Origin of the sequence: Sporosarcina sp. D27 (assembly GCF_000586555.1) — a bacterium.
Taxonomy (GTDB): Bacteria; Bacillota; Bacilli; order Bacillales_A; family Planococcaceae; genus Sporosarcina.
This window is the reverse complement of the sequence record NZ_AZUC01000045.1, coordinates 67,109-87,502: the sequence shown is the minus strand read 5'-3', so window position 1 is coordinate 87,502 and position 20,394 is coordinate 67,109. Positions and strand designations below refer to the sequence as shown.

19 protein-coding genes are annotated in these 20,394 nt (G+C 44.0%); 9 read left to right on the top strand and 10 right to left on the bottom strand.

Annotation, left to right across the window (positions count from 1 at the left end; all coding sequences use genetic code 11):
• Positions 1-129: 129 nt before the first annotated feature.
• From N693_RS20170 to N693_RS0107360, 3 genes are all read right to left on the bottom strand, one after another.
• Positions 130-294: a hypothetical protein gene (locus N693_RS20170; RefSeq protein WP_156028882.1), complete on the bottom strand. Its 165-nt coding sequence runs from the start codon at positions 292-294 to the stop codon at positions 130-132.
• 494 nt (positions 295-788) lie between these two features.
• Positions 789-1,733: an ABC transporter permease gene (locus N693_RS0107365; RefSeq protein WP_253271164.1), complete on the bottom strand. Its 945-nt coding sequence runs from the start codon at positions 1,731-1,733 to the stop codon at positions 789-791.
• Positions 1,702-2,625, bottom strand: coding sequence for an ABC transporter ATP-binding protein (locus N693_RS0107360; RefSeq protein WP_025784157.1), 924 nt, complete (start codon positions 2,623-2,625; stop codon positions 1,702-1,704). The genes N693_RS0107365 and N693_RS0107360 overlap by 32 nt, the downstream gene beginning before the upstream one ends.
• 183 nt (positions 2,626-2,808) lie before the next feature.
• Here N693_RS0107360 and N693_RS0107355 point away from each other — a divergent pair, with 183 nt between their 5' ends.
• Positions 2,809-3,858 carry an LLM class flavin-dependent oxidoreductase gene (locus N693_RS0107355; RefSeq protein ID WP_025784156.1) on the top strand — a complete coding sequence of 350 codons (1,050 nt, stop codon included), beginning with the start codon at positions 2,809-2,811 and terminating at the stop codon, positions 3,856-3,858.
• A 70-nt stretch (positions 3,859-3,928) separates the two neighbouring features.
• Here N693_RS0107355 and N693_RS0107350 read toward each other — a convergent pair whose 3' ends face one another.
• Entirely contained in the window at positions 3,929-4,174 is a 246-nt protein-coding gene (locus N693_RS0107350; RefSeq protein ID WP_025784155.1) for a hypothetical protein, read from the bottom strand.
• 438 nt (positions 4,175-4,612) lie between these two features.
• Between N693_RS0107350 and dacB the strand changes: the two genes are divergently transcribed.
• Positions 4,613-6,136: a D-alanyl-D-alanine carboxypeptidase/D-alanyl-D-alanine-endopeptidase gene (gene dacB / locus N693_RS0107345; RefSeq protein ID WP_025784154.1), complete on the top strand. Its 1,524-nt coding sequence runs from the start codon at positions 4,613-4,615 to the stop codon at positions 6,134-6,136.
• A gap of 49 nt (positions 6,137-6,185) precedes the next feature.
• Here dacB and N693_RS0107340 read toward each other — a convergent pair whose 3' ends face one another.
• From N693_RS0107340 to N693_RS0107330, 3 genes are all read right to left on the bottom strand, one after another.
• Positions 6,186-6,461 (bottom strand): hypothetical protein, encoded by a 276-nt coding sequence (locus N693_RS0107340; protein ID WP_025784153.1) that lies wholly within the window; start codon positions 6,459-6,461, stop codon positions 6,186-6,188.
• 101 nt (positions 6,462-6,562) lie between these two features.
• Complete coding sequence (locus tag N693_RS0107335) at positions 6,563-7,909, bottom strand: GntP family permease (protein ID WP_025784152.1); 1,347 nt, start codon at positions 7,907-7,909, stop codon at positions 6,563-6,565.
• Positions 7,910-9,049 carry a glycerate kinase gene (locus tag N693_RS0107330; protein ID WP_025784151.1) on the bottom strand — a complete coding sequence of 380 codons (1,140 nt, stop codon included), beginning with the start codon at positions 9,047-9,049 and terminating at the stop codon, positions 7,910-7,912.
• 130 nt (positions 9,050-9,179) lie between these two features.
• Here N693_RS0107330 and N693_RS0107325 point away from each other — a divergent pair, with 130 nt between their 5' ends.
• Positions 9,180-10,265, top strand: coding sequence for a sugar diacid recognition domain-containing protein (locus N693_RS0107325; RefSeq protein WP_025784150.1), 1,086 nt, complete (start codon positions 9,180-9,182; stop codon positions 10,263-10,265).
• A 23-nt stretch (positions 10,266-10,288) separates the two neighbouring features.
• On the opposite strand, the gene pgeF is transcribed toward N693_RS0107325, so the two are convergent.
• Positions 10,289-11,047, bottom strand: coding sequence for a peptidoglycan editing factor PgeF (gene pgeF, locus N693_RS0107320; protein WP_025784149.1), 759 nt, complete (start codon positions 11,045-11,047; stop codon positions 10,289-10,291).
• A 213-nt stretch (positions 11,048-11,260) separates the two neighbouring features.
• On the opposite strand from pgeF, the gene N693_RS0107315 reads away from it, so the two are divergent.
• The 4 genes from N693_RS0107315 (at position 11,261) to N693_RS0107300 (ending at position 14,612) form a co-directional block, all read left to right on the top strand.
• The gene (locus tag N693_RS0107315; protein WP_025784148.1) at positions 11,261-12,514 is read left to right on the top strand and encodes a dicarboxylate/amino acid:cation symporter; all 1,254 of its coding nucleotides are present in this window, start codon (positions 11,261-11,263) and stop codon (positions 12,512-12,514) included.
• 325 nt (positions 12,515-12,839) lie between these two features.
• On the top strand, positions 12,840-13,085 hold the full coding sequence (locus N693_RS0107310; RefSeq protein ID WP_025784147.1) for a glutaredoxin family protein: 246 nt from the start codon (positions 12,840-12,842) through the stop codon (positions 13,083-13,085).
• Complete coding sequence (locus N693_RS20165; protein WP_156028881.1) at positions 13,082-13,240, top strand: hypothetical protein; 159 nt, start codon at positions 13,082-13,084, stop codon at positions 13,238-13,240. The genes N693_RS0107310 and N693_RS20165 overlap by 4 nt, the downstream gene beginning before the upstream one ends.
• Before the next feature lie 139 nt (positions 13,241-13,379).
• Entirely contained in the window at positions 13,380-14,612 is a 1,233-nt protein-coding gene (locus N693_RS0107300; protein ID WP_172643575.1) for a Zn-dependent hydrolase, read from the top strand.
• Between the two features lie 341 nt (positions 14,613-14,953).
• On the opposite strand, the gene allD is transcribed toward N693_RS0107300, so the two are convergent.
• Positions 14,954-16,003 (bottom strand): ureidoglycolate dehydrogenase, encoded by a 1,050-nt coding sequence (gene allD / locus N693_RS0107290; protein WP_025784145.1) that lies wholly within the window; start codon positions 16,001-16,003, stop codon positions 14,954-14,956.
• 31 nt (positions 16,004-16,034) lie between these two features.
• The gene (locus tag N693_RS0107285; RefSeq protein ID WP_025784144.1) at positions 16,035-16,913 is read right to left on the bottom strand and encodes an alpha/beta hydrolase; all 879 of its coding nucleotides are present in this window, start codon (positions 16,911-16,913) and stop codon (positions 16,035-16,037) included.
• Positions 16,914-17,260: 347 nt separating this feature from the next.
• On the opposite strand from N693_RS0107285, the gene fdrA reads away from it, so the two are divergent.
• Together fdrA and N693_RS0107275 are read left to right on the top strand one after the other, a co-directional pair.
• Complete coding sequence (gene fdrA / locus N693_RS0107280) at positions 17,261-19,009, top strand: acyl-CoA synthetase FdrA (protein ID WP_025784143.1); 1,749 nt, start codon at positions 17,261-17,263, stop codon at positions 19,007-19,009.
• A gap of 101 nt (positions 19,010-19,110) precedes the next feature.
• A complete protein-coding gene (locus tag N693_RS0107275) occupies positions 19,111-20,373 on the top strand; it encodes a DUF1116 domain-containing protein (protein ID WP_025784142.1) in 1,263 nt (420 codons plus the stop codon).
• The last annotated feature ends 21 nt before the right edge of the window (positions 20,374-20,394 follow it).

The following is a 20,394-nucleotide window of genomic DNA, read 5'->3' as shown; positions in this document are numbered from 1 at the left end:
ACACAAAAACCAGCCTCTTATCGGCATTTCTAAGTGCCGGAGAGCTGGATTTCTATGTTAATCCCCAAATAGTGAATGGGGTAGATGAATGGTATCATTAGCTTCCGGGATAAAAGGGGCAAGAAAAACTTACATAGGTTGAGAGGTATCAACTTTCAAAAGGTCGAGGGCATCTTCGATTAGGCGGATATCAGTGAGGATTATCGATTTTAATTGAGTGGGCGCTAGTTGATATTCTTCGTTGAGGTGATGTAACTCACGAACCATCACATAACTTTCACACTCTGTCTGCATATTCTGTCCCTCCTCTTATTAAGAAATTTTACCCGGAAGATGCTTTGTATAAACTAATTTTCAAGAATTCAAGAACAATTATGTAACCATTATTACTAGACAACGACGTGAAATTAGACAGAACATGTTGAAATACATAGAGTTGCTACATCAATAAGGAATAAAGAATCATTTTGCATACCAAAAACCGACTCACTTTACTAGAAGTGTAGCCGGTTTTTTTCAGGTTTATTCACTTTAAAACTTTCACCTCGTATGGATCTTGACGAGAGTCGATGAAATGCTAAGGTTTCAGCTTTCCATCCCTCGCTTTTTGACCTTTGATGTGTTCAGAGCTCTTTTCCTAATTCTTGCAGTATTAGGATGAACATTTGATAAAACATGTAACTTCCCACTCTTGGATAATAACAATCCTCAAATATTAATATAAGTGTTTGAAAAGTCAAAACACCAGTTATTATGGAGGATACCCCGTAATAACTGGTGAATATAAATTACGCCGTAATATCCCGTTTGGTAAATACTGTATAGCTGACAATTAAGAATGCTATTAGATAGACAGCTAAGACGACGAGAGAGAAGGACAGTGTAATTTCATCATTCAAGATGTAATTGGACTCGTACATCGTCAAGTCCATATGTGTGAATATCAAGTACTTCACTATTTCGAACCTGCTCAAAAGACCAACGATGACACTTCCCGTGAAGTAGATGAACAAGGACAGCCCAATTGCCATCCCGCTTGAGCGGAAGACGCTACCAATCATGAACGCAAACGTTGCGGTAATGATTACGTTAACAAATGAGAGCAGTAAGATGTAAAGTCCATGGCCCCATATGGAAACTTCCACGACGTTGCCGCCTGAGATGGCAAGAGCTTGCCCGCCCTCTGATGGGAAGAATATAAAAGCGCTTAAAATAGTCGTTATAAATCCGATTAGCATCAGTAAAACGCCAAATAGTAAGATTGCTAGGTACTTAGACGTCATGATTTTCCAGCGCTTCACGGGACGCGTTAGGAGCATTTTAATCGTCCCTTGTGAAAACTCAGATGCGACGATGCCCGCAGCTACAATGACAGTGAGCAACAGTGCAATACTGCCGACTGATGGATTGTAAATCATACCTTCCCGGCTAAAATCTTTCAATGGTGCGACATCATTTGCAAGTCGATATTCGGAGATTTGAAGATTCTCTTCTGCAAGTCGTTTACTTTCTCCTTTTAGGACACCGCTTGCTAATGAGTTTTTGTCATTTTCCAGTTCGCTTTGGGTGCTAAGTTTCCAGTCGGATTCATCATCCATTAAACTATAAGACCATTTCATTATCCCGGCCATGGCGATAATGAGTATGACCATCAAGCCCGCCATTATCCAAGTGCCTTTTTTAGACCATAGTTTCATCCATTCATTTTGAAGCAGTTTCAGCAAGCTGGCCACCTCCTGTCAATTCGAGGAATTGGTCCTCAAGTGTTTTTCGATGTGGTTGAATTGCGTATAGCTCCAGCCCAGCTGTTGACAACGCGTTGACAAGTTCAGGAATTTTGGTTTTTTCCGCTTGGATTACGAACCCTTCGTTGACACTTTCTGATTTGAATCCAAGAGACCCAAGGAGTTCAAAGGTTTGATCAGCAGGAAAGGCTTCCACGTAATAATGAGCTTCTTGGGGTTCGCTCATATCACGAAGGTCAACGAGTTTTCCATTTTGAATGACAGCAATCCGGTCACACATGAGTTCAATCTCTGACAGCATGTGGCTGGATACGAAAACAGAAACGTTTTCTGTCTTAGCAATTAGTCGCAAGTATTCCCTGAACTCACGAATCCCTGCAGGATCCAGTCCGTTTGTCGGTTCATCCAGTATTAAAAATTTTGGTCTGTGCAACAAGGCTTGCGCAAGACCAAGGCGCTGGCGCATCCCGAGTGAATAGGTTCCAACTTTTTCATGGATACGATTTTGCATACCAACTTGTTTCACGACTTCGTCAATGCGTTCTTTCGTTATCCCTTTTTGCATGCGCGCAAAGTGTAGCAAATTTTTGTAACCGGACATGAATTTATACATTTCCGGATTTTCGACGATAACGCCAACTTTAGAGAGGGCTTCTTCAAAGTCTGCAGAAAGAGTTTGTCCGTCAATGACAACTTCTCCTCCACTTTTTTTCATAAGCCCGACCATCATTCGAATGGTGGTCGTTTTACCTGCACCGTTTGGACCGAGAAAGCCTGTGATTTGTCCAGGATAAAGCTGCAAACTTAGATCATCGATAATTTTCTTTCCACGGATCGTTTTAGTTAAATTCTTCAATTCAACGATAGGAGTGGGTCCCATGGTGTTTCCTCCTTTGTTTTGTACTAGATTGTTAAGACTAAGTCCATAATAAGGTGTACGTATAGAAGAGCATATAGTTTCGTATTTTTGGAAACTGTTAATAATTCAGTTGTTTGTTTCGCCATTTTTAGTCATGGACGAGTACAATAAAGAAATTAACGGTGCACTTAGGAGGAAGAAACGATGGAGATAGGAATTAGTACGTTCGTTGAGACAACACCAGATCCGGAAACTGGAGAGTTGAAAAGTCACGCAGAACGACTGCGGGAAGTGGTCGAGGAGATTGTGCTAGCGGATAGGGTTGGCCTTGATGTCTTCGGTGTCGGTGAGCACCATCGAGCAGATTATGCAGCATCTTCACCAGCAATATTGCTTGCCGCAGCGGCATCGCAAACTTTTAATATCCGGCTGACAAGTGCGGTTACAGTATTATCTTCTGCGGACCCGGTTCGCGTATTTCAAGACTTTGCTACACTCGATGGAATCTCTAATGGACGGGCTGAAATAATGGCGGGTCGGGGATCATTCATCGAATCGTTCCCGTTATTTGGACAGGATTTATCGGACTATAATGAGTTGTTTAATGAAAAATTGGATTTGTTATTGAAGTTACGTGACTCGGAAGTGGTTTCGTGGGATGGAAAACATCGTCCTTCAATTGAACGTAGAGGTATCTACCCACGCCCTGTGCAAGCGCCACTACCAGTCTGGATTGGCAGCGGGGGCAACCCGGAGTCCGTCGTACGTGCAGGAAAGTTAGGACTACCACTTGTACTTGCAATTATTGGGGGGCGTCCTACGCAATTTGCGCCACTTGTTCAATTGTATAAGCGAGCTGCAGCTGCAGCAGGTCATGATCTGTCAAAATTGAAGATTGCATCTCATTCGCACGGATTTGTCGGAGAAACGACTCGCGGCGCAGCAGATGCATTTTTCCCATCTACTCAATACGCCATGAACGTAATTGGAAAAGAGCGTGGTTGGGCGCCTTATGATCGTGAGGCATATGATGATGCACGAAGTCTGGAAGGGGCACTATTTGTAGGTGATCCGGATTATGTGGCAAAAAAGATTATTAAGTTGCGAAAAGAGGTAGGAATCACAAGGTTTCTACTTCACGTTCCGGTAGGTTCTATGCCACACGACGAAGTGATGAGTGCAATCCGTTTGTTGGGTGCAGAAGTGGCACCAAGGGTACGGGAAGCGATTGCGGAGTGGGAAACAGAATCGTGAGATGAAAAAAATGGGCAGCCGTGTGTTAGTAGACACAGCTGTCCTTTTTTATGAGTCGTGATAAAGGAAGTCAACCAATTAGCCATTTCTGAAGAAACCAGAGAATGAGTAGGGCGCCTGCAAGTTTCACTAACATACGCCATCCTTTTTTATCAACAAATAGGAAGATGATTGCAAAATAGGCTGCCTCGATTCCAGAGATGATCCAATTGGATACTTGCAGCCACCCACCGATGCCAGCGATGACAAGTATTACGACAAGGTGAATCCCATCATTTGGTTCGTTGACGGTTTCGTCTTGAGTGGTTTCTCTCATAATAAATGCCCCCTTCATATTTCCCGCCTGATTAGCTGGAACTTGCTCGTTTCAGAGGAGAAGCCGCCCGATTAGAGCCGGAACCCGCTCGTTCCAAGGGAGAAGCCGCCCGATTAGAGCCGCAACCCGCTCGTTTCAAAGGAGAACGCGCCCGTTTAGAGCTGGAACCTGCTCGTTTCAGGGGAGCCCCCGCTCGTTTAAACACAAAACCCGATTGCACTCAACCAGGGTCTTAATGTTTTACAGAAAGTATCGTGTCCTCCAGCTCATACACCACCACTAACGTACATAAACTATACCAGTTGATGATTTATGGGACAGGCGACCTAGCCAGTGTTCTGTAACTAACTTATTAAATTCTGATTATTCTTTATTGTAACAGTTTATTCCACCAAATAATTGATATACTAAAGAAAAATCGAAGGGGATTGGTGTTGAATGTTAAAAAAACAAAAGGGGAAACAACTTCTTTTATTTGCACTATTAGTTGCTGTCGCATATCTTCCAATTGCTTATGAGCAAACGATTCCTGCACTCACTGCCTCTGCTGCTTTAATTACACCACCTGCGAATGCATCAGTTACGTTGTCCAAGAAATTAGACGTGATACTAGCGGATCCGAAATTGCAGGGTGGAATAACGGGGGTGAGTGTCCGAAACGCGACTACTGGTGAATCGATCTATTCGCATATGAGTGATATTCGATTGCGACCTGCTTCCAATATGAAATTGCTGACAGGTGCCGCAGCTTTAGATGTGCTAGGTCCAGACTATCGATTCGAAACGGAAGTAGCAACGACGGGTAAGCAGAAAGGATCTACTCTTCAAGGGGACGTGTATTTAGTGGGGAAAGGAGACCCGACACTACTTCAGAGCGATCTCGTGAAGTTTGCGGATCAGTTGAAACAACAAGGCATCAAAACCATCAAAGGAAATTTGTTTGCAGATGACAGTTGGTATGACGATGACCGGTATTCCCAGGACTTGAATTGGTCGGATGAATTCAACTATGTGGGTGCACAAGTATCAGCTCTCACTCTTTCGCCGAATGAAGATTATGATACAGGGACAGTCATTGTGGAAGTAAAGCCTGGGGCAAAAGCGGGCGAGCTACCTTCCGTTTCGTTATCACCCAAAACGGAGACGTCTGTCATTGTGAATGAGGCGACTACTGTTGGTAAAGGTGGAGAAAAGAAAATTTCCATCCATCGTGAACATGGGACAAATCGAATAATTGTAGAAGGTTCCATTCCAGTAGATGCCTCAAGTTCACGTTCATGGACGGCGGTTTGGCAACCATCGGAGCTTGTGCTCGATGTATTCCGAAGTGCGTTGCAAAAAGAAGGAATTCAAGTGACTGGAAAAAAAGGACTTCAGCGCGCTATAGCACCTGAAAACGTGAAGATCCTTGCAACTAAGAAGTCTATGCCGCTGAACGAAATCTATATCCCATTCATGAAGCTGAGTAACAACGGACATGCAGAAATGCTCGTGAAAGAAATGGGAAGAGTCAAGAAGGGAGAGGGGAGTTGGAACGCTGGTCTTGCGGTAATGTCTGAAACACTTGCAGGACTCGGTATCGCAAAAGATACAGTTCTGCTACGTGACGGTTCCGGCATGTCACACAAAAATCTAGTATCATCCGAAACGCTGACGACACTTCTTGTTCGAGCTCAAGAAGAATCTTGGTATCCGGCTTTCAGAGAATCACTACCACTAGCAGGTGAAGCGGATCGAATGGTTGGCGGAACACTTCGCAATCGCTTGAAAGAGGAATCGACAAAAGGAAATGTAGCTGCGAAAACCGGTTCGATCACAGGTGTATCCACATTGTCAGGATATGTGACCACGAAAAAAGGAACACCCCTTGCTTTTTCTATTATGATAAACAATTACATTACGGGACCAGTAACTCCAATTGAAGATGCCATTGCAACAGCGCTTGCGGAAGCGGATCTATAATCAAAAAAGCAGATTCCCCCAGGAGTAACTCCTAGGGGAATCTGCTTTTTCAGTGCGCACGATTCACTTTGTTTTCAAGATCGAAAATACGTGATTTGATAACGAGGAATTCGTCAGCAACCCTCTCATCATGTTCTAATTGCTGTTCGGTTTGGTGTTCAAATTGACCACCAATCCCTTCTAGTAGGTTATCCACTCGATCAAAACGTGTGTTCATCTCGGTATGCAAGTTTTCCAGTCCGGATTTCAAATCACCAATATCCGTTTTCATATCTCGTACATCTGCCGTAAGCTCTACTAACAACTGTAAGATTTTTTCTTCCATGCTGCGTAGCTCCCTCCGACTGCTTGTTTTTATAAGTATACAACGGTATCTTATAAAAGTCTAGTTAAAAGGGAATGTATGTTCTTTTTGTGCGAACAACTTTATACGAGTATTAACCACAGTATCATCGTGAATGCAATTGTAGTGAGACCCATCAATAAAGTCGCCATTGTTTGTGCTTTATAAGCATCCGTCACCTTCATGCCACTGAATTCTGTCACGACCCAGAAGAAACTGTCGTTCACATGACTCACTGTCATTGCGCCAGCTCCAACCGCCATAACGACAAGTGCAAGTGGAATCGCCCCTTCAATACCCATTGCAGGAAGTAAAGGTGCCACTAATGTAGATGCAATGACCAGCGCTGCAGTCGAAGACCCTTGTGCGGTTTTCAATGCTGCTGATATGATGAACGGAACTAGTAGGAATAGTGCTCCACCTGCAAGTGCAGTGAAATTCATTTCCCCGATCAATTCCGCGACACCAGAAGTAGAAATTACTTTACCAAATGCACCCCCAGCTCCAGTAATTAGTAAAATAGGAGCTGCTTCTTTGAGGCCATCACCAATCCAACCTGTAAGTGTCTCTTCGTTCCATTTTGGAAGTAATAAGAACGCTGCAAGGACTCCGAAAAGTAGAGCAACGGTAGGAGCGCCGATGAACTGTAACAATGAGCTGAATCCACTTTCTCCCATTGTGAGCTTAGCAACTGAACCAGCCCCGATTAAAATAATTGGTAAGACAATAGGTAGGAATGCTTTAAACGCAGAAGGCATCTCTCCAAAAGATTTGACGATTTCATCATAGTCGAATGTAATGGATTCCGCGTCTTCAGGAACAGTAATTTTAGAGCCGACTTTTACAGACCATAAGTATCCGACCACGGTAGCTGGAATTGCTACAATCAGTCCGATTAGGATAATAACACCTAAATAACCTTCAGCTCCGATATTTCCTGCAGCCGCAATAGGTCCAGGCGTAGGTGGGACCAGTGTGTGTGTAGCGAACAATCCAGTTGCCAATGCGACAGACATGGAGGCTATCGTAACGCCAGCTCGTTTTGCAAGCGCTTTCTTTAAACTGGTTAAAATAACGAATCCTGAGTCACAAAATACAGGGATGGAAACAATGTATCCGATGAGTGACATCGCGAGTTGAGGTCGTTTTTCACCAATTATGCGCAAGACAACTTCCGCCATGCGATAAGCGGCCCCTGATTTTTCAAGGATGACGCCGATGATGGTACCTGAGACAATGACAATCCCGATGCCTTTCATTAATCCGCCGAAACCTTCATTAACAGTGTCTACGACAGTTAGTAGAGGCATTCCGGATGTGATTCCGATGAAAAATGCTCCTGCAAGTAATGATAAGAACGGATGGACCTTCAAGACGGCAGTTAAAAAGATAATGAGAACAACACTTAAAATAATCATGGCAAACAACATTTAACATTCCTCCTTATTTTTAAAGTGCAGAATTGCTTGTTTCGTAGTTTCTTTCAGCAATCTAAACGGATTCAACATCGCATCAGCTATCGTGACGCTATCAGAAGTAATTGTGTGTACACCTGCGAATAAGTCAGTAAGTGCAAACCGACAATCTGGTGTAATTGTTCCTGATACAAGTATTACAGGAACATTTTTTTGACGTGCTGCCTGTGCGATTCCATAGGGAGTTTTCCCTGAAAAGGTTTGACTATCAGAACGGCCTTCCCCTGTGATGACAAGATCTGCAGTTTCCAAATATTCATCAAAATGAAGTGTTTCCAGCACGACATTTATACCAGGATGGAAAATACTTGGGAAAAACACTTGGAACACACCACCAGCACCGCCGGCGGCCCCTGCTCCTGGTTTGTGATGAAGAGAAATCCCTGTATATTGCTCTATCATGTCTGCGAAATTGGAAAGACTGTTATCTAGAAATTCAACCTCCACGTTCGATGCCCCTTTTTGAGGTCCGAAAACTGCTGAAGCCCCATTTGGTCCAATCAATGGATTGGTGACATCTGCTGCAATTAGAAACTTACTTTCAGCGATGCGTGGGTCAAAAAAGCATGGGTCAATGGTGTGCAGCTGCTGCAGTGCAGCTCCACCCCTAGGAATTTCATCTCCATTTGAGTTGAGTAACCTCATTCCAAGTGCTTGTAAGATACCAGCCCCTCCATCATTTGTAGCGCTCCCCCCTAGTCCGATTATGAAATCGCGGTAACCTGCATTAAGCGCGTGGACGAGTAACTGTCCTGTCCCGAATGATGACGTAATGAGTGGGTTTCGATCCTGATCTGTAAGATGCATGAGACCGGAAGCTTCTGCTAGTTCGATTACGCAAGTCGAACGATCCCCAAGTATTCCATATCTTGCTGGGATGAGATGGCCAAGTGGTCCTTCCACGTCAAGAGATACGAATTTCCCATTTGTTGCGTCCACTAAGCTTTGCATCGTCCCTTCGCCACCATCAGCTGCAGGTAGTAAGAAGGGCACACTAGTAGAGTCAGCTTCTAGGATTCCTTCAGCCATCGCTTCAGCCGCGTGTAGTGCAGATAAACTTCCTTTGAAGGAGTCTGGTGCAACGAGTATTTTCATACAAGCATCATTCCCATCGAATAGTAGTTGATGTCTATCATTATATGTACAGAATAATCTAATTACATTAGACTGTGTGTATAAGTGTTACTTAAATTTACATGATTTTTTTATACGTTGAGGTGATAAGATGCTGACGAAGCGACTTGCAGAGGAAATTGTGGAACAGACGATGCTTAGATTGACCCGTAATTTGAATGTGATGGATACGAATGGAATGATTTTAGCTTCAGGGGAAAGGGAACGGGTGGATAGAATTCATGAAGGTGCAGCCCATGTTGCGAAAACGGGAAAGTCATTGTGGATAGACAATGATAATCTAGAGGAATGGCCAGGTTCAAAACCTGGGGTGAATTTACCGATTCACTATAAATCTCGATTAGTTGGCATTATTGGGATAACGGGATCCATAGAAGAGTTACGAGATGTTGCACCCCTTGTCCAATTAACAACAGAAATGATGGTTCATCAGTCGTTATTGACTTCTGAATCGGAGTGGAAGAGAACTGCAGGGGAATTAGTATTTAAAGAACTCATAAGCGGACTTCCTATTTCAGGAGTTACATTGGATCGGATGAAGATGTTAACCATTTCTTTGGAAGGACCGTTTACAATACTGATCGTTCACCAAAACGAAGCGACCCGTACACCAAACCATCTTGCGGATTGGCTAGCTGAAGCTATGGGGATTCGTTCTGCGTTGTCTGGAGCAGATTATGGGCATGCCATGCCATTTCTAATATGGGGAGTGGATCGGGAACTTGTGAAAAAAAGAGTAGAGCATGTTTGTGAACAGAAAGGTGTTTCGCTCCTTAAGATTGGGATTGGTAAAACGGTGTTCGTAGAAGAGGACATCGTATTGGCATATGAATCTGCCCGTCACGCAATTCAATTTGGGATGATGAATGAAATCATCAGTGATTTTGAAACAATTGAAATGCGCGCTTTGATGGGGGCATATCAACACCCCTTGCACACACAATACATTGAGAGGGTATTAGGATATCTTGATGAGAATTTGATAGAAACACTTCAAGTGTATTTGGAACATGAACTTCATGCCCAAAATACGTCCAATGAGCTTAGGATCCACCGTCATACGCTCTCGTACCGCCTTAAACGTATTTCAGATATAACAGGATTAAATCCTACCCGATTTAGCTCGGCGGTTCAGTTGTATTATGCGTTGTTGCTAAAGGAAGGGGCGCAAACATAAAAAACCGAGCGTTTTCCGCCCGGCTACTTTAATCCGATGAATGCAAGATGTCTTCCTGCCTTTTTGTCTTGACGATATGAAAATCCATCGTGGCTTTGAAACGTACACATCGGATCGATTGTAATATTAGTACTCGGGATGCCTGCGAGTTCGCATTGTGTCTTAACAGTCTGCTGGTTATCAATATGGTATTTGCCGGTCGTTTCGTTAAACGCAATCCAGGGTTCCGCATAGCCAAGCGCTTGAAACTTCTCGTAAACATCACCGTCCACTTCGAACTTGTCTTGGCTAAGTGCAGGTCCAATTAGTACCTCGAAGTCTTCTGGAAGACATCCTTCATGTTCAATAAGATGCTGGAGCAATACCGGGGTGATTTCTTTGATAGTTCCTTGCCAACCCGAGTGAATAACGCCAACGATGCCAGCTCGTTCGTTTGAAAGAAGCACGGGTACGCAATCCGCCATGAACCCAGCAAGAACGATGCCATGCTCATTTGTATACAAAGCATCCGTATCAGGAATTGCGGTAGTTTGGTCAGTTGCACCACGCCCACAATCCTTATGAGTAACTTTGTGGAAATTGGCACTATGTGTTTGGTTTGCATAGACAAAATCATCTGTTGAACATCCGAGAGAGGATGCAAGTGACTCGCGATTTTTTAACACGGCTGTTGGATCCAGACAAGCGTGTAACGCCAAGTTATTCTCTTCAGGAGCATTGTCGTCTTTCATGGTTATTCCTGAAATTGAGCTCCCTGTAATGTCGTATCGCCTTGTTTTCATTTCGTTCACCTCTAGTTATCTAAATGTTTGCTGATTATTGTACCATGTCATGGGGTTATTTGTGCATCACATTGGGAAGAAATGAATACACCCTGCCGTATTGAGCAGAGACATTGACAACATTATTTATGTGCATTATTGTAGACTATTATATACCCTAGTAAGCAGATAGGAATTATTCAGAAATGTAGAGAAAAGGAGATGCTGACATACATGAAGGCACTATGGAAACGATATGCGAATGCATCTTTAATTCTTAAAATAACAATAGCTTTAATCCTCGGAATTGTGGTTGGATTGCTGATGGGAGAGCAAGCGAGTGTATTTGCGCCCTTTGGTGATTTACTGATTCGTCTTCTGACGTTCTTAATTATTCCTCTTATTCTTTTTACGCTCATCGTAGGTGTGAATCAGACGACGATTTCGAATCTTGGACGAATGGGTGGAAAAGTGTTCATCTATTACACGCTCAGTTCTGCGGTTGCAATTGTGGTAGGACTTGCGGTTGCAACATTGTTCCAACCTGGATCTGGCATGAAGTTGGACGGAAGTGAGTCGTTTGACGTACCGGATAACCCTGGCATCGTCAATGTGTTACTAAATGTAGTTCCGTCAAATATCGTTACCGCGTTCACAGAAATGAATTTACTAGGAATCATTTTTACAGCACTCGTATTCGGTATTGCAATTTCTGCTATGCGTAGTTCAGAAGGATTGAATGAACTCGGCAATCATTTGTTGAAAACGATTAGTGCGCTGAACGAAGCCTCATTATTCATCCTCAAAGGGATTTTGCAATACGTTCCGATTGGTGTATTTGCAATCATGGCGAAGACGGTGGGGAGCCAAGGGGCCGAAACACTTCTTTCTCTTGGAGGGATGATTGGCGTGCTATATGCAGCATTGCTTGCGCAAATCGTATTGTATATTGTCGCGATGCTGCTGTTTAAAGTGAATCCGCTAACGTTTTTCAAGCACGCTCGAACTCCGATTGCGACAGCTTTTGTGACGCAAAGTAGTGCCGGCACGTTGCCATTAGCTTTAACTGCTGCACGTGATTTAGGGTTGCCACGCAGTTTGTATGGATTTAGTTTGCCTTTAGGCGCAACAATCAATATGGATGGAGCGGCGATACGGATCGCAGTGTCTGCAGTGTTTGCTGCAAATATTTCAGGAAACCCTCTCTCGTTGGCGGATATGGCAATGGTAGTCTTGATCGGTACGCTTGCTTCAATTGGTACGGCAGGTGTCCCCGGTGCAGGAATAGTAATGATTGCAACAGTTTTTGTACAGCTCGGTTTACCGATTGAAGCAGTCGCTTTACTTACATCGATAGATGCATTGATTGGAATGGGAGCAACGGCACTAAATGTTACGGGTGACCTCGTAGGTACGACACTCATTAGTCGTACGGAAAAAAGGAAAGAGGATATAAAAGAAGGAGAAGAAACCCCAGCACATTCTTAAAAAGTGATTTTCTAAAAGCTAGCTTCTAGAGATGCGTTGTAATTCTCTGAGAGCCGGCTTTTTTTAGAGGGAGGGTTGCTGAAGAACGCGTTTGATTAAATGGGGATTTCTTGGTGATCATGACTTCTTACGATATATGAAAGAAAATTGTTAGAACCTTCAATCGGAAACAATTTACATTACAAGGCACCCTGTTGCAGTGAATCATCATTTTTAAGAAGGAGGACGATTGTCTTAGAAGAGCTTTCTGAAGAGAGCTGATAGGTTGAAGTAATACCTTTAGGGGTATATGATGAAGTCAACCAAATCAAAAGGAGTGTTTGTTATGACACCACAAGCAACCGTTTACGTATCTTCTACGTGTCCATATTGCACGATGATGACGAATTATTTGGACGAACAGAAAATCACCTATGAAACTGTCAACGTTTCATTAGATCAAGAAGCAGGAAAGCGTCTCGTAAAAACAACTGGACAGATGGGTGTTCCTCAGACCAAATTGAATGACGTTTGGATTTTGGGGTTCGACCCTGATGGTGTCCAAAATGCTCTTCGTGGAGAAGCTCAGTGAAGCGTATTGTTGACAAGTTCCGCTGTATGACATGTTCTATTGAAACAGATGTGGAAAAGGAAATGACGCGGAAGCTATTTCCTAAGTTTTGCATCGGACACGTTGCGCTATTTGCAACTGGTATTGTTCTCGTGATTATGGAATGGATGAACTGATAAACCGGCTTTCCCTAGAGTTAAATGGGATAGCCGGTTTGATTTTTTTCTATGAACTTGCGATACTTTATAGTAGGAGTGAAGGAATTTTTTGTGAATTCATTTGCATCACGGTACATATATGAAAAGGGGAATTGCTATGAAGCTGGAGCGATTGCGTCAGTCATTTGAAGAACTTGCGAAGTTTACAGACGAAGGAGAAGGCATCAACCGGCTTGCTTATACCGAAACAGAGCGCAATGCGAGGGAATATATGATTCAGCAGTTCGAAGAGGCTGGTTTCACTGTGCGTACAGATTACGCGGGAAATGTCATTGCACGACGTGAAGGCGCAACAGCTGAATTGCCTGTAGTAGCAACGGGTTCACACATCGACTCGGTCTATGCAGCTGGAGAATTTGACGGAACCGCGGGTGTGCTCGTTGCACTTGAAGTGATGCGCTCGCTCGCGGATGACAACATTGAAACAGAACATCCGATGGAAGTCATTATCTTCGCGTGCGAGGAATCGTCACGTTTCGGAGCATCCACACTTGGGAGTAAAGCGATGTCGGGACGATTGGATCCAGCATATACCCGGTCATTGACAGACAGAAATGGCATTACTCTCATGCAAGCGTTTGAAGAGAATGGACTCGATTTGGAAGAAGTCCATTTAGCGATGCGTTTTCAAGATGAGTTCAAAGCTTTTGTGGAGCTCCATATAGAGCAAGGACCTGTGCTAGAGAAGCAACAAGCGTCTATTGGGGTCGTCTCTGCCATTGCCGCGCCTGTCCGATTCCATGTCCACGTCGGAGGAACGGCAGATCACTCAGGGACAACCCCGATGGATTACCGTCATGATGCACTGCTTGGCGGAGCTGAAATTGCACTAGCCGTGGAACGGGCAGCTAATGAAGAACTTGCGCATGGTACTGTTGGTACGGTGGGCGTTTTTTCAATAAAACCCGGAGCGATGAATGTCGTACCAAGTGCAGCGGAAATGGACGTCGATATCCGAGGAACGAACACAGAATCGCGACAACGTGTCGTGGATGCACTTAAAGAAGCGGTCAAAGAAGTGAGCGAAGCGCGTGGGTTAGATGTTTGGATGGATGCAATCTCCAGTGAAGAACCAGTTCAAATGGATGTTGACATTGTGAATGGGTTCAAAGCGGTTTGTGAAGAACGGGGAGTGAAGTGGTTAGAAATGCCAAGTGGAGCAGGGCATGATGCTATGAATATGGCGGCATTTTGTCCGACTGGCATGATCTTTGTTCCGTCCAAAGATGGGCTTAGTCATAACCCTGCAGAGTACACAGCTATGGAAGAATTGTTGGAAGGTGCAGAAGTGCTACGTGCGTTCATGTTAAGACTGGCCGAAATTGTGTAATTATCCGAACGGTGTGGCGAGACATTAGTTGTCTCGCTGTGCTGTTTTTTTGTGGGTTAATATTTGAAAATGGTGGTTTTGCCAATTACATTAAGATACATCCACCGATGAGTTATCCCATCCAAGGACTAGGAAATCGCTACCAATTAAATCCCTTAAAGCACTTGAATTGTGTCCCTTTATCGAGAAACTCACCCAAGTGTCGGAGAAATTACTCTAAGTGTAGGAGAAGTGCGCACGAGTGATGGAGAATTCCCTGCAAGTGAACGGCAACCGCTCCAAACTGATCGACAATGAGAAAAATCATCAAAAAATGGCCCACAAGAAGTGGGCCATCTGAGTTATTTCGCAAAAGGATCCTTATGATCATATTGGTTATTGTGTACAACGTCACTACGCAAATACTCCAGAATTTCATCTACAATTTCCACACCATTCTTCAAGGACTCTTGTTCTTGAAGTGTTGTGTTCTGACCAGGATACAGTACTTGATCAAACCCTGGAGCTGGTTTCACCTCATTCAATTCTTTCATCATGCCGGAAATATTGGCACGGAACAAATCCGAACTTGTGAATGCGCCTGGGTCAATAACAATATGAAGTTGTCCGAGTTCACGTCCCGCCGTCAAATCATGATACATCGACGACACGTGCTTTCCGAACGGAAGTCCAAGCAACACACCTGACAAGATATCTACCATCATCATAAGACCATAGCCTTTTGGTCCAGCAATCGGAAGCAATCCTGTCACCTTAAATGGATCCGTTGTTGGTACTCCGTCTTTGTCCACTGCCCATGTATCCGGAATGGATTCTCCTTTTGATCGAGCATGCAAAATTTTACCCCATGCTTGAATGCTTGTTGCCATATCGAAAATGATTTTATCATCCCCTTCACCAGGAGCCGCAAACGCGATCGGGTTTGTCCCGAAATACGGTTCAGCTCCGCCAAAAGGAACGACCATTGGATCGGACTGGCACATGGAGATTCCAATCATTCCAGCTTCTGCTGCTTGTTGAACAAAGTACGACATGGCTCCGCTATGGCTCATACGACGAATGCCAACAATGGCTGTTCCGTTTTCCCGAGCCATGTCAATTGCGCGATTCATTGCATCTTTGGCAGCCACGTGCCCGACGCCATTATCTGCATCTAGCACGGCAGTACCTGGGCCAGTTTGCTTATATTGAATGTCCGGGTTTACGGTAATGCCGCCTTTAGCAATTCGTTCGGCATAGTATTCAGTACGCATCGCTCCGTGAGAAAAAATACCGCGAGCATCTGCGTGTGCAAGTACGTCTGCAACTATCTCCGCATGAACCCGTTGTAGTCCCGCTTGTGTGAGTTTGTTTGCCATCAGCTCTTTCAATTCCTCAATAGATACCTTCATCTCCAACACTCCTTTTGGCTACAGCCACTTATCAGTTTGTTTTCATATGAAATAGTTGTTGTAAAAAAGTAATCGTATGCTGAACAGTTCGTACTGAATCAGGGTCGTTCATGTTCGCGTCAAAATTATGCTTCCCTTGGGAAATCGTCATGAGTTCACTTGGAATACTTAATGAATCGAGCTTTTCTTTCATCGCGACAGACTCTGCATATGGCACATCCTCATCCTGATCACCATGAATAAGAAGCGTTGCCGGATATCTTGTATCTGCTAACTCAACAGGTGCGAAATGTGCCAGCTTATTTTTATCCACGGCATCAGAACCTGCGACCCAATCGAGCCACGTGCCTTGCTGACGGCAATACAAGTAAATCGCATATCGTCGTTCGATTGGAGCTGAGAAAATCGCATTTGGCTGAACTAGTTGCTTCGCTAACATTTCAGGCACAGACGTCATCGATGTAAAGTGCGGACTTGGATTCTGATACCATTCACCAGTAACCTGTCCGTACCCGTAAAACGACACAATCGCATCCGGTTTCACCTCAAATGTCCCTGATAACAGCGCTAGATAACCACCTGCTGAACTACCAATCACAGCCACTCGTTCTCGATCGAAATCGAAATGAGCAGGCGCTTCCGTCTTTATCCAAACTAGTAAATCCTGAATGTCATCCCGGATTTCTGGAAGTTTGGATTCAGGAGCAAGTCGATAATCCACAGAAAACACGTTGAATCCAGCCTTGTTATATAGACGGATTTGTTCCCGATTCATGTCGTCTCGTGTCCCCCAGATCAGTCCGCCTCCATGTATGTAGACAATCAGAGGGGCATGGGGTTCAGATGTTGGATGAAGGACCCCTCCAATCTCGCAACCATCCACACGTTTATAAACAAATGCATCTGCCATAATCGCATCCTCTTTTCTAACTCTCTATGTCTCTTATTAAATATCGATTGTAATGGTTAGTTTTATATACAATGTAGGTGCTCTCTTAATTGTCAGAATCGCACTCGGAAAACTATTTCTTCTACTATCTTACGACAGGAAACGCTAAGAAAAAAGCTTTCGATTCACAATTTTATGTTTTTGTAATGTTACGCTCCTGTATTTTATTCGTCTGTAATGCAAATTGCGTTACAATTAACTTGGATAAACAAAACCAGCTTTCACCATTGTTTCGTGATTACCCATTAGGGAAACACATGCAATGGTAGGCTCGCTGATTTTAAAAAATACTTACAGGGGTGATTTTTGTGCTTCATACGATTATCAAGAAGAATTCGTACCAAGACTCCATTAACCTCATGTTGCTCACCAACTCAATCGCAACAATGGAAGGTCTCAACAAAGTACAGATCATGATGGCAACACCATCTAACAAAGACATTTTTAAAGACGCAGGTTTGCATACAGCAGAACTCGAAGCAGCAGAATCGAACGACATGGCAATTGTTGTCGACACAGACAATGCAGACATGATAGACACAGTTCTTGAAAAAGTAGAACAATACTTAAATGACCAATCCATCAGCAACAAAAAACAAGGATTTGAAACAGTACGGACATGGGACAAAGCAGTGGATGCACTTCCAAATGCAAACGTTGCCATGATTTCAGTACCTGGTGAATATGCAGCAGATGAAGCGGACAAGGCATTGGACCGTGGTCTTCACGTGTTCATGTTTAGTGATAACGTTTCTGTAGAAGACGAATTGCGCTTGAAGCAAAAAGCTCACGACAAAGGATTACTTGTCATGGGTCCTGACTGCGGTACAGGAATTCTTGACGGTGTACCTTTGGCATTCGCAAACGTCGTGAACAAAGGCCGTATCGGACTTGTCGGTGCATCAGGAACAGGAATCCAGGAAGTATCCACAATTATTGATCGCTTAGGAGAAGGGGTCAGCCACGCTATCGGTACTGGTGGACGTGACCTGAAAGATCCAATTGGTGCGATTACTATGATGGATGGAATTCGTGCTCTAGAAAACCACAGCGCGACAGAAATTATCACGATCATTTCTAAGCCACCTGCAGAACACGTTCGTAACGAAGTAATGGAACTTCTTCAAAGTTTGACGAAGCCAGTCGTTGCGGTATTCCTTGGGGAAAAGCCGGAGCAATATGAAGGTAATGTCTACCAAGCTTATACACTTGCGGAAACTGCACACATCGCAGTGGATCTAGCACGTGGGAACGAAGTGAAATCAGATTACAACTCAGGCGACTTCTCAGTAGAGAATACAAGTTTGAAAGACGGTCAGAAGACTCTAAAAGGATTGTACTCAGGTGGTACTCTAGCTTCTGAAGCAGCAGTCCTCATTTCAGACGCACTTGGTCTTGGCACACACATTAAAAACGAAGAAGGCTACGTCTTGAAACACGAAGGTCAGGAAATCGTTGACCTTGGGGACGATAAATATACACAAGGGAAGCCACACCCGATGATCGATCCGGAAACACGTTCGAAGTTCATCGAACAAGCTGGGGATGATGAAACAACAGCTGTTATCTTGCTAGACTTCGTTCTTGGCTATGGTTCACATGACGACATGGCAAGCGCGTTACTTCCGTCTATCAACAAAGCGGTAGCGAAAGCAAAAGAAGACGGCCGTACATTGCATGTTGTCGCAACAGTTTGTGGTACGAAAAACGATCCACAAAGCTATGATGGTCACGTGAAACAGTTGAAAGAAGCTGGTGTCATCGTAAAAGAAACAAACAACGAAGCAGTCCGTACTGCTCTCAGTATTGTTGGACTTCATGTGGAAGATAACCAAAAGAAACATGTAGAGGGAACAAAATCGGATAAAAAATTCGATCTTTCTGTCTCTGAAGACATCGCGTCACTCGTTTCAGAACGTCCACGCGTCATTAACGTCGGTTTGAAAGGCTTTACAGGTGCACTTTCAGATACAGGCACACAGTTTGTTCAATACGACTGGCGCCCAGTTGCTGGCGGCAATGCACGTATGGCTAAAATCTTAAGCTTACTGAAATAAATTCAGAATGATGAAGATAGGAGGTCCAGACCCGCTCTGGACTGGACCTTTTCCATGCAGATGGAGACATCTGTAAATATGACGAATGAGGTGTGTACGTTATGAACTACAAGTCAATGGATGAAGCAAACAAAGCGGTTATCGATAAAATCACTGGGTCCGCTCCATTTTTAGTGAATGTTGTACCAGCGAAAGAAAAAATTAAAGAGCTGAATGACGGTAAAGTATTGCTACATGCAGGTCCACCTATTGAGTGGAACGACATGACAGGTCCAATGCAAGGATCATGTATTGGTGCTTCGATCTATGAAGGTTGGGCATCGAACGAAGAAGAAGCGGAAAAACAACTAGCTGCCGGTCAAGTGAAATTCATCCCATGTCATCATGTAAACGCAGTAGGACCAATGGGTGGTATCACCTCTGCTAATATGCCAGTATTCGTTGTAGAAAACCGTACAGATGGAAACGAAGCATACTGCATCATGAATGAAGGTATCGGAAAAGTTCTTCGTTTTGGTGCCAATTCACAAGAAGTTATCGATCGTTTGAAATGGATGCAAGATATTCTTGGACCAACGATTGCGAAAGCCCTTGCACTCACTGAAGATGGTTTGAACCTGAACGTTATCATCGCAAAAGCGATCACGATGGGTGATGAATTCCACCAACGTAACATTGCAGCATCCTTAATCTTCTTGAAAGAGATCAGCCCATACATCGTTCAGTTGGACATGGATGATAATGATCGTAAGGATGTTATTCAGTTCTTGGCAGATACAGATCAGTTCTTCCTCAACATAGCTATGGCTACAGGAAAAGCTGTAATGGACGGAGCTCGCACCATTCAAGATGGAACTGTTGTCACTGCCATGTGTCGTAATGGTAAAGACTTCGGAATCCGCATTAGCGGAATGGGTGATGAGTGGTTCACAGCGCCAGTTAACACACCACAAGGCCTATTCTTCACAGGATATTCTCAAGACGATGCCAACCCGGATATCGGGGACAGTGCAATCACTGAAACATTCGGTGTCGGTGGTATGGCAATGATCGCAGCGCCTGGTGTAACACGTTTCGTTGGCGCAGGTGGCTTTGACGATGCACTTGCAACAAGTAATGAAATGACAGAAATTTGTGTTTCACAAAATAGTAACTTTACAATTCCAACTTGGGACTTCCAAGGGGCTTGCCTCGGAATCGATGCTCGTAAAGTAGTCGAGACAGGTATTGAACCAGTTATCAACACAGGAATTGCACACAAAAAAGCAGGAATGGGTCAAGTTGGTGCAGGAACTGTTCGTGCTCCTAAAGAATGTTTCGAAAAAGCATTAGAAGCATATGCCGTGAAGTTAGGCCTGATCTAATGGTTCGGCCGCAAGCAAGGC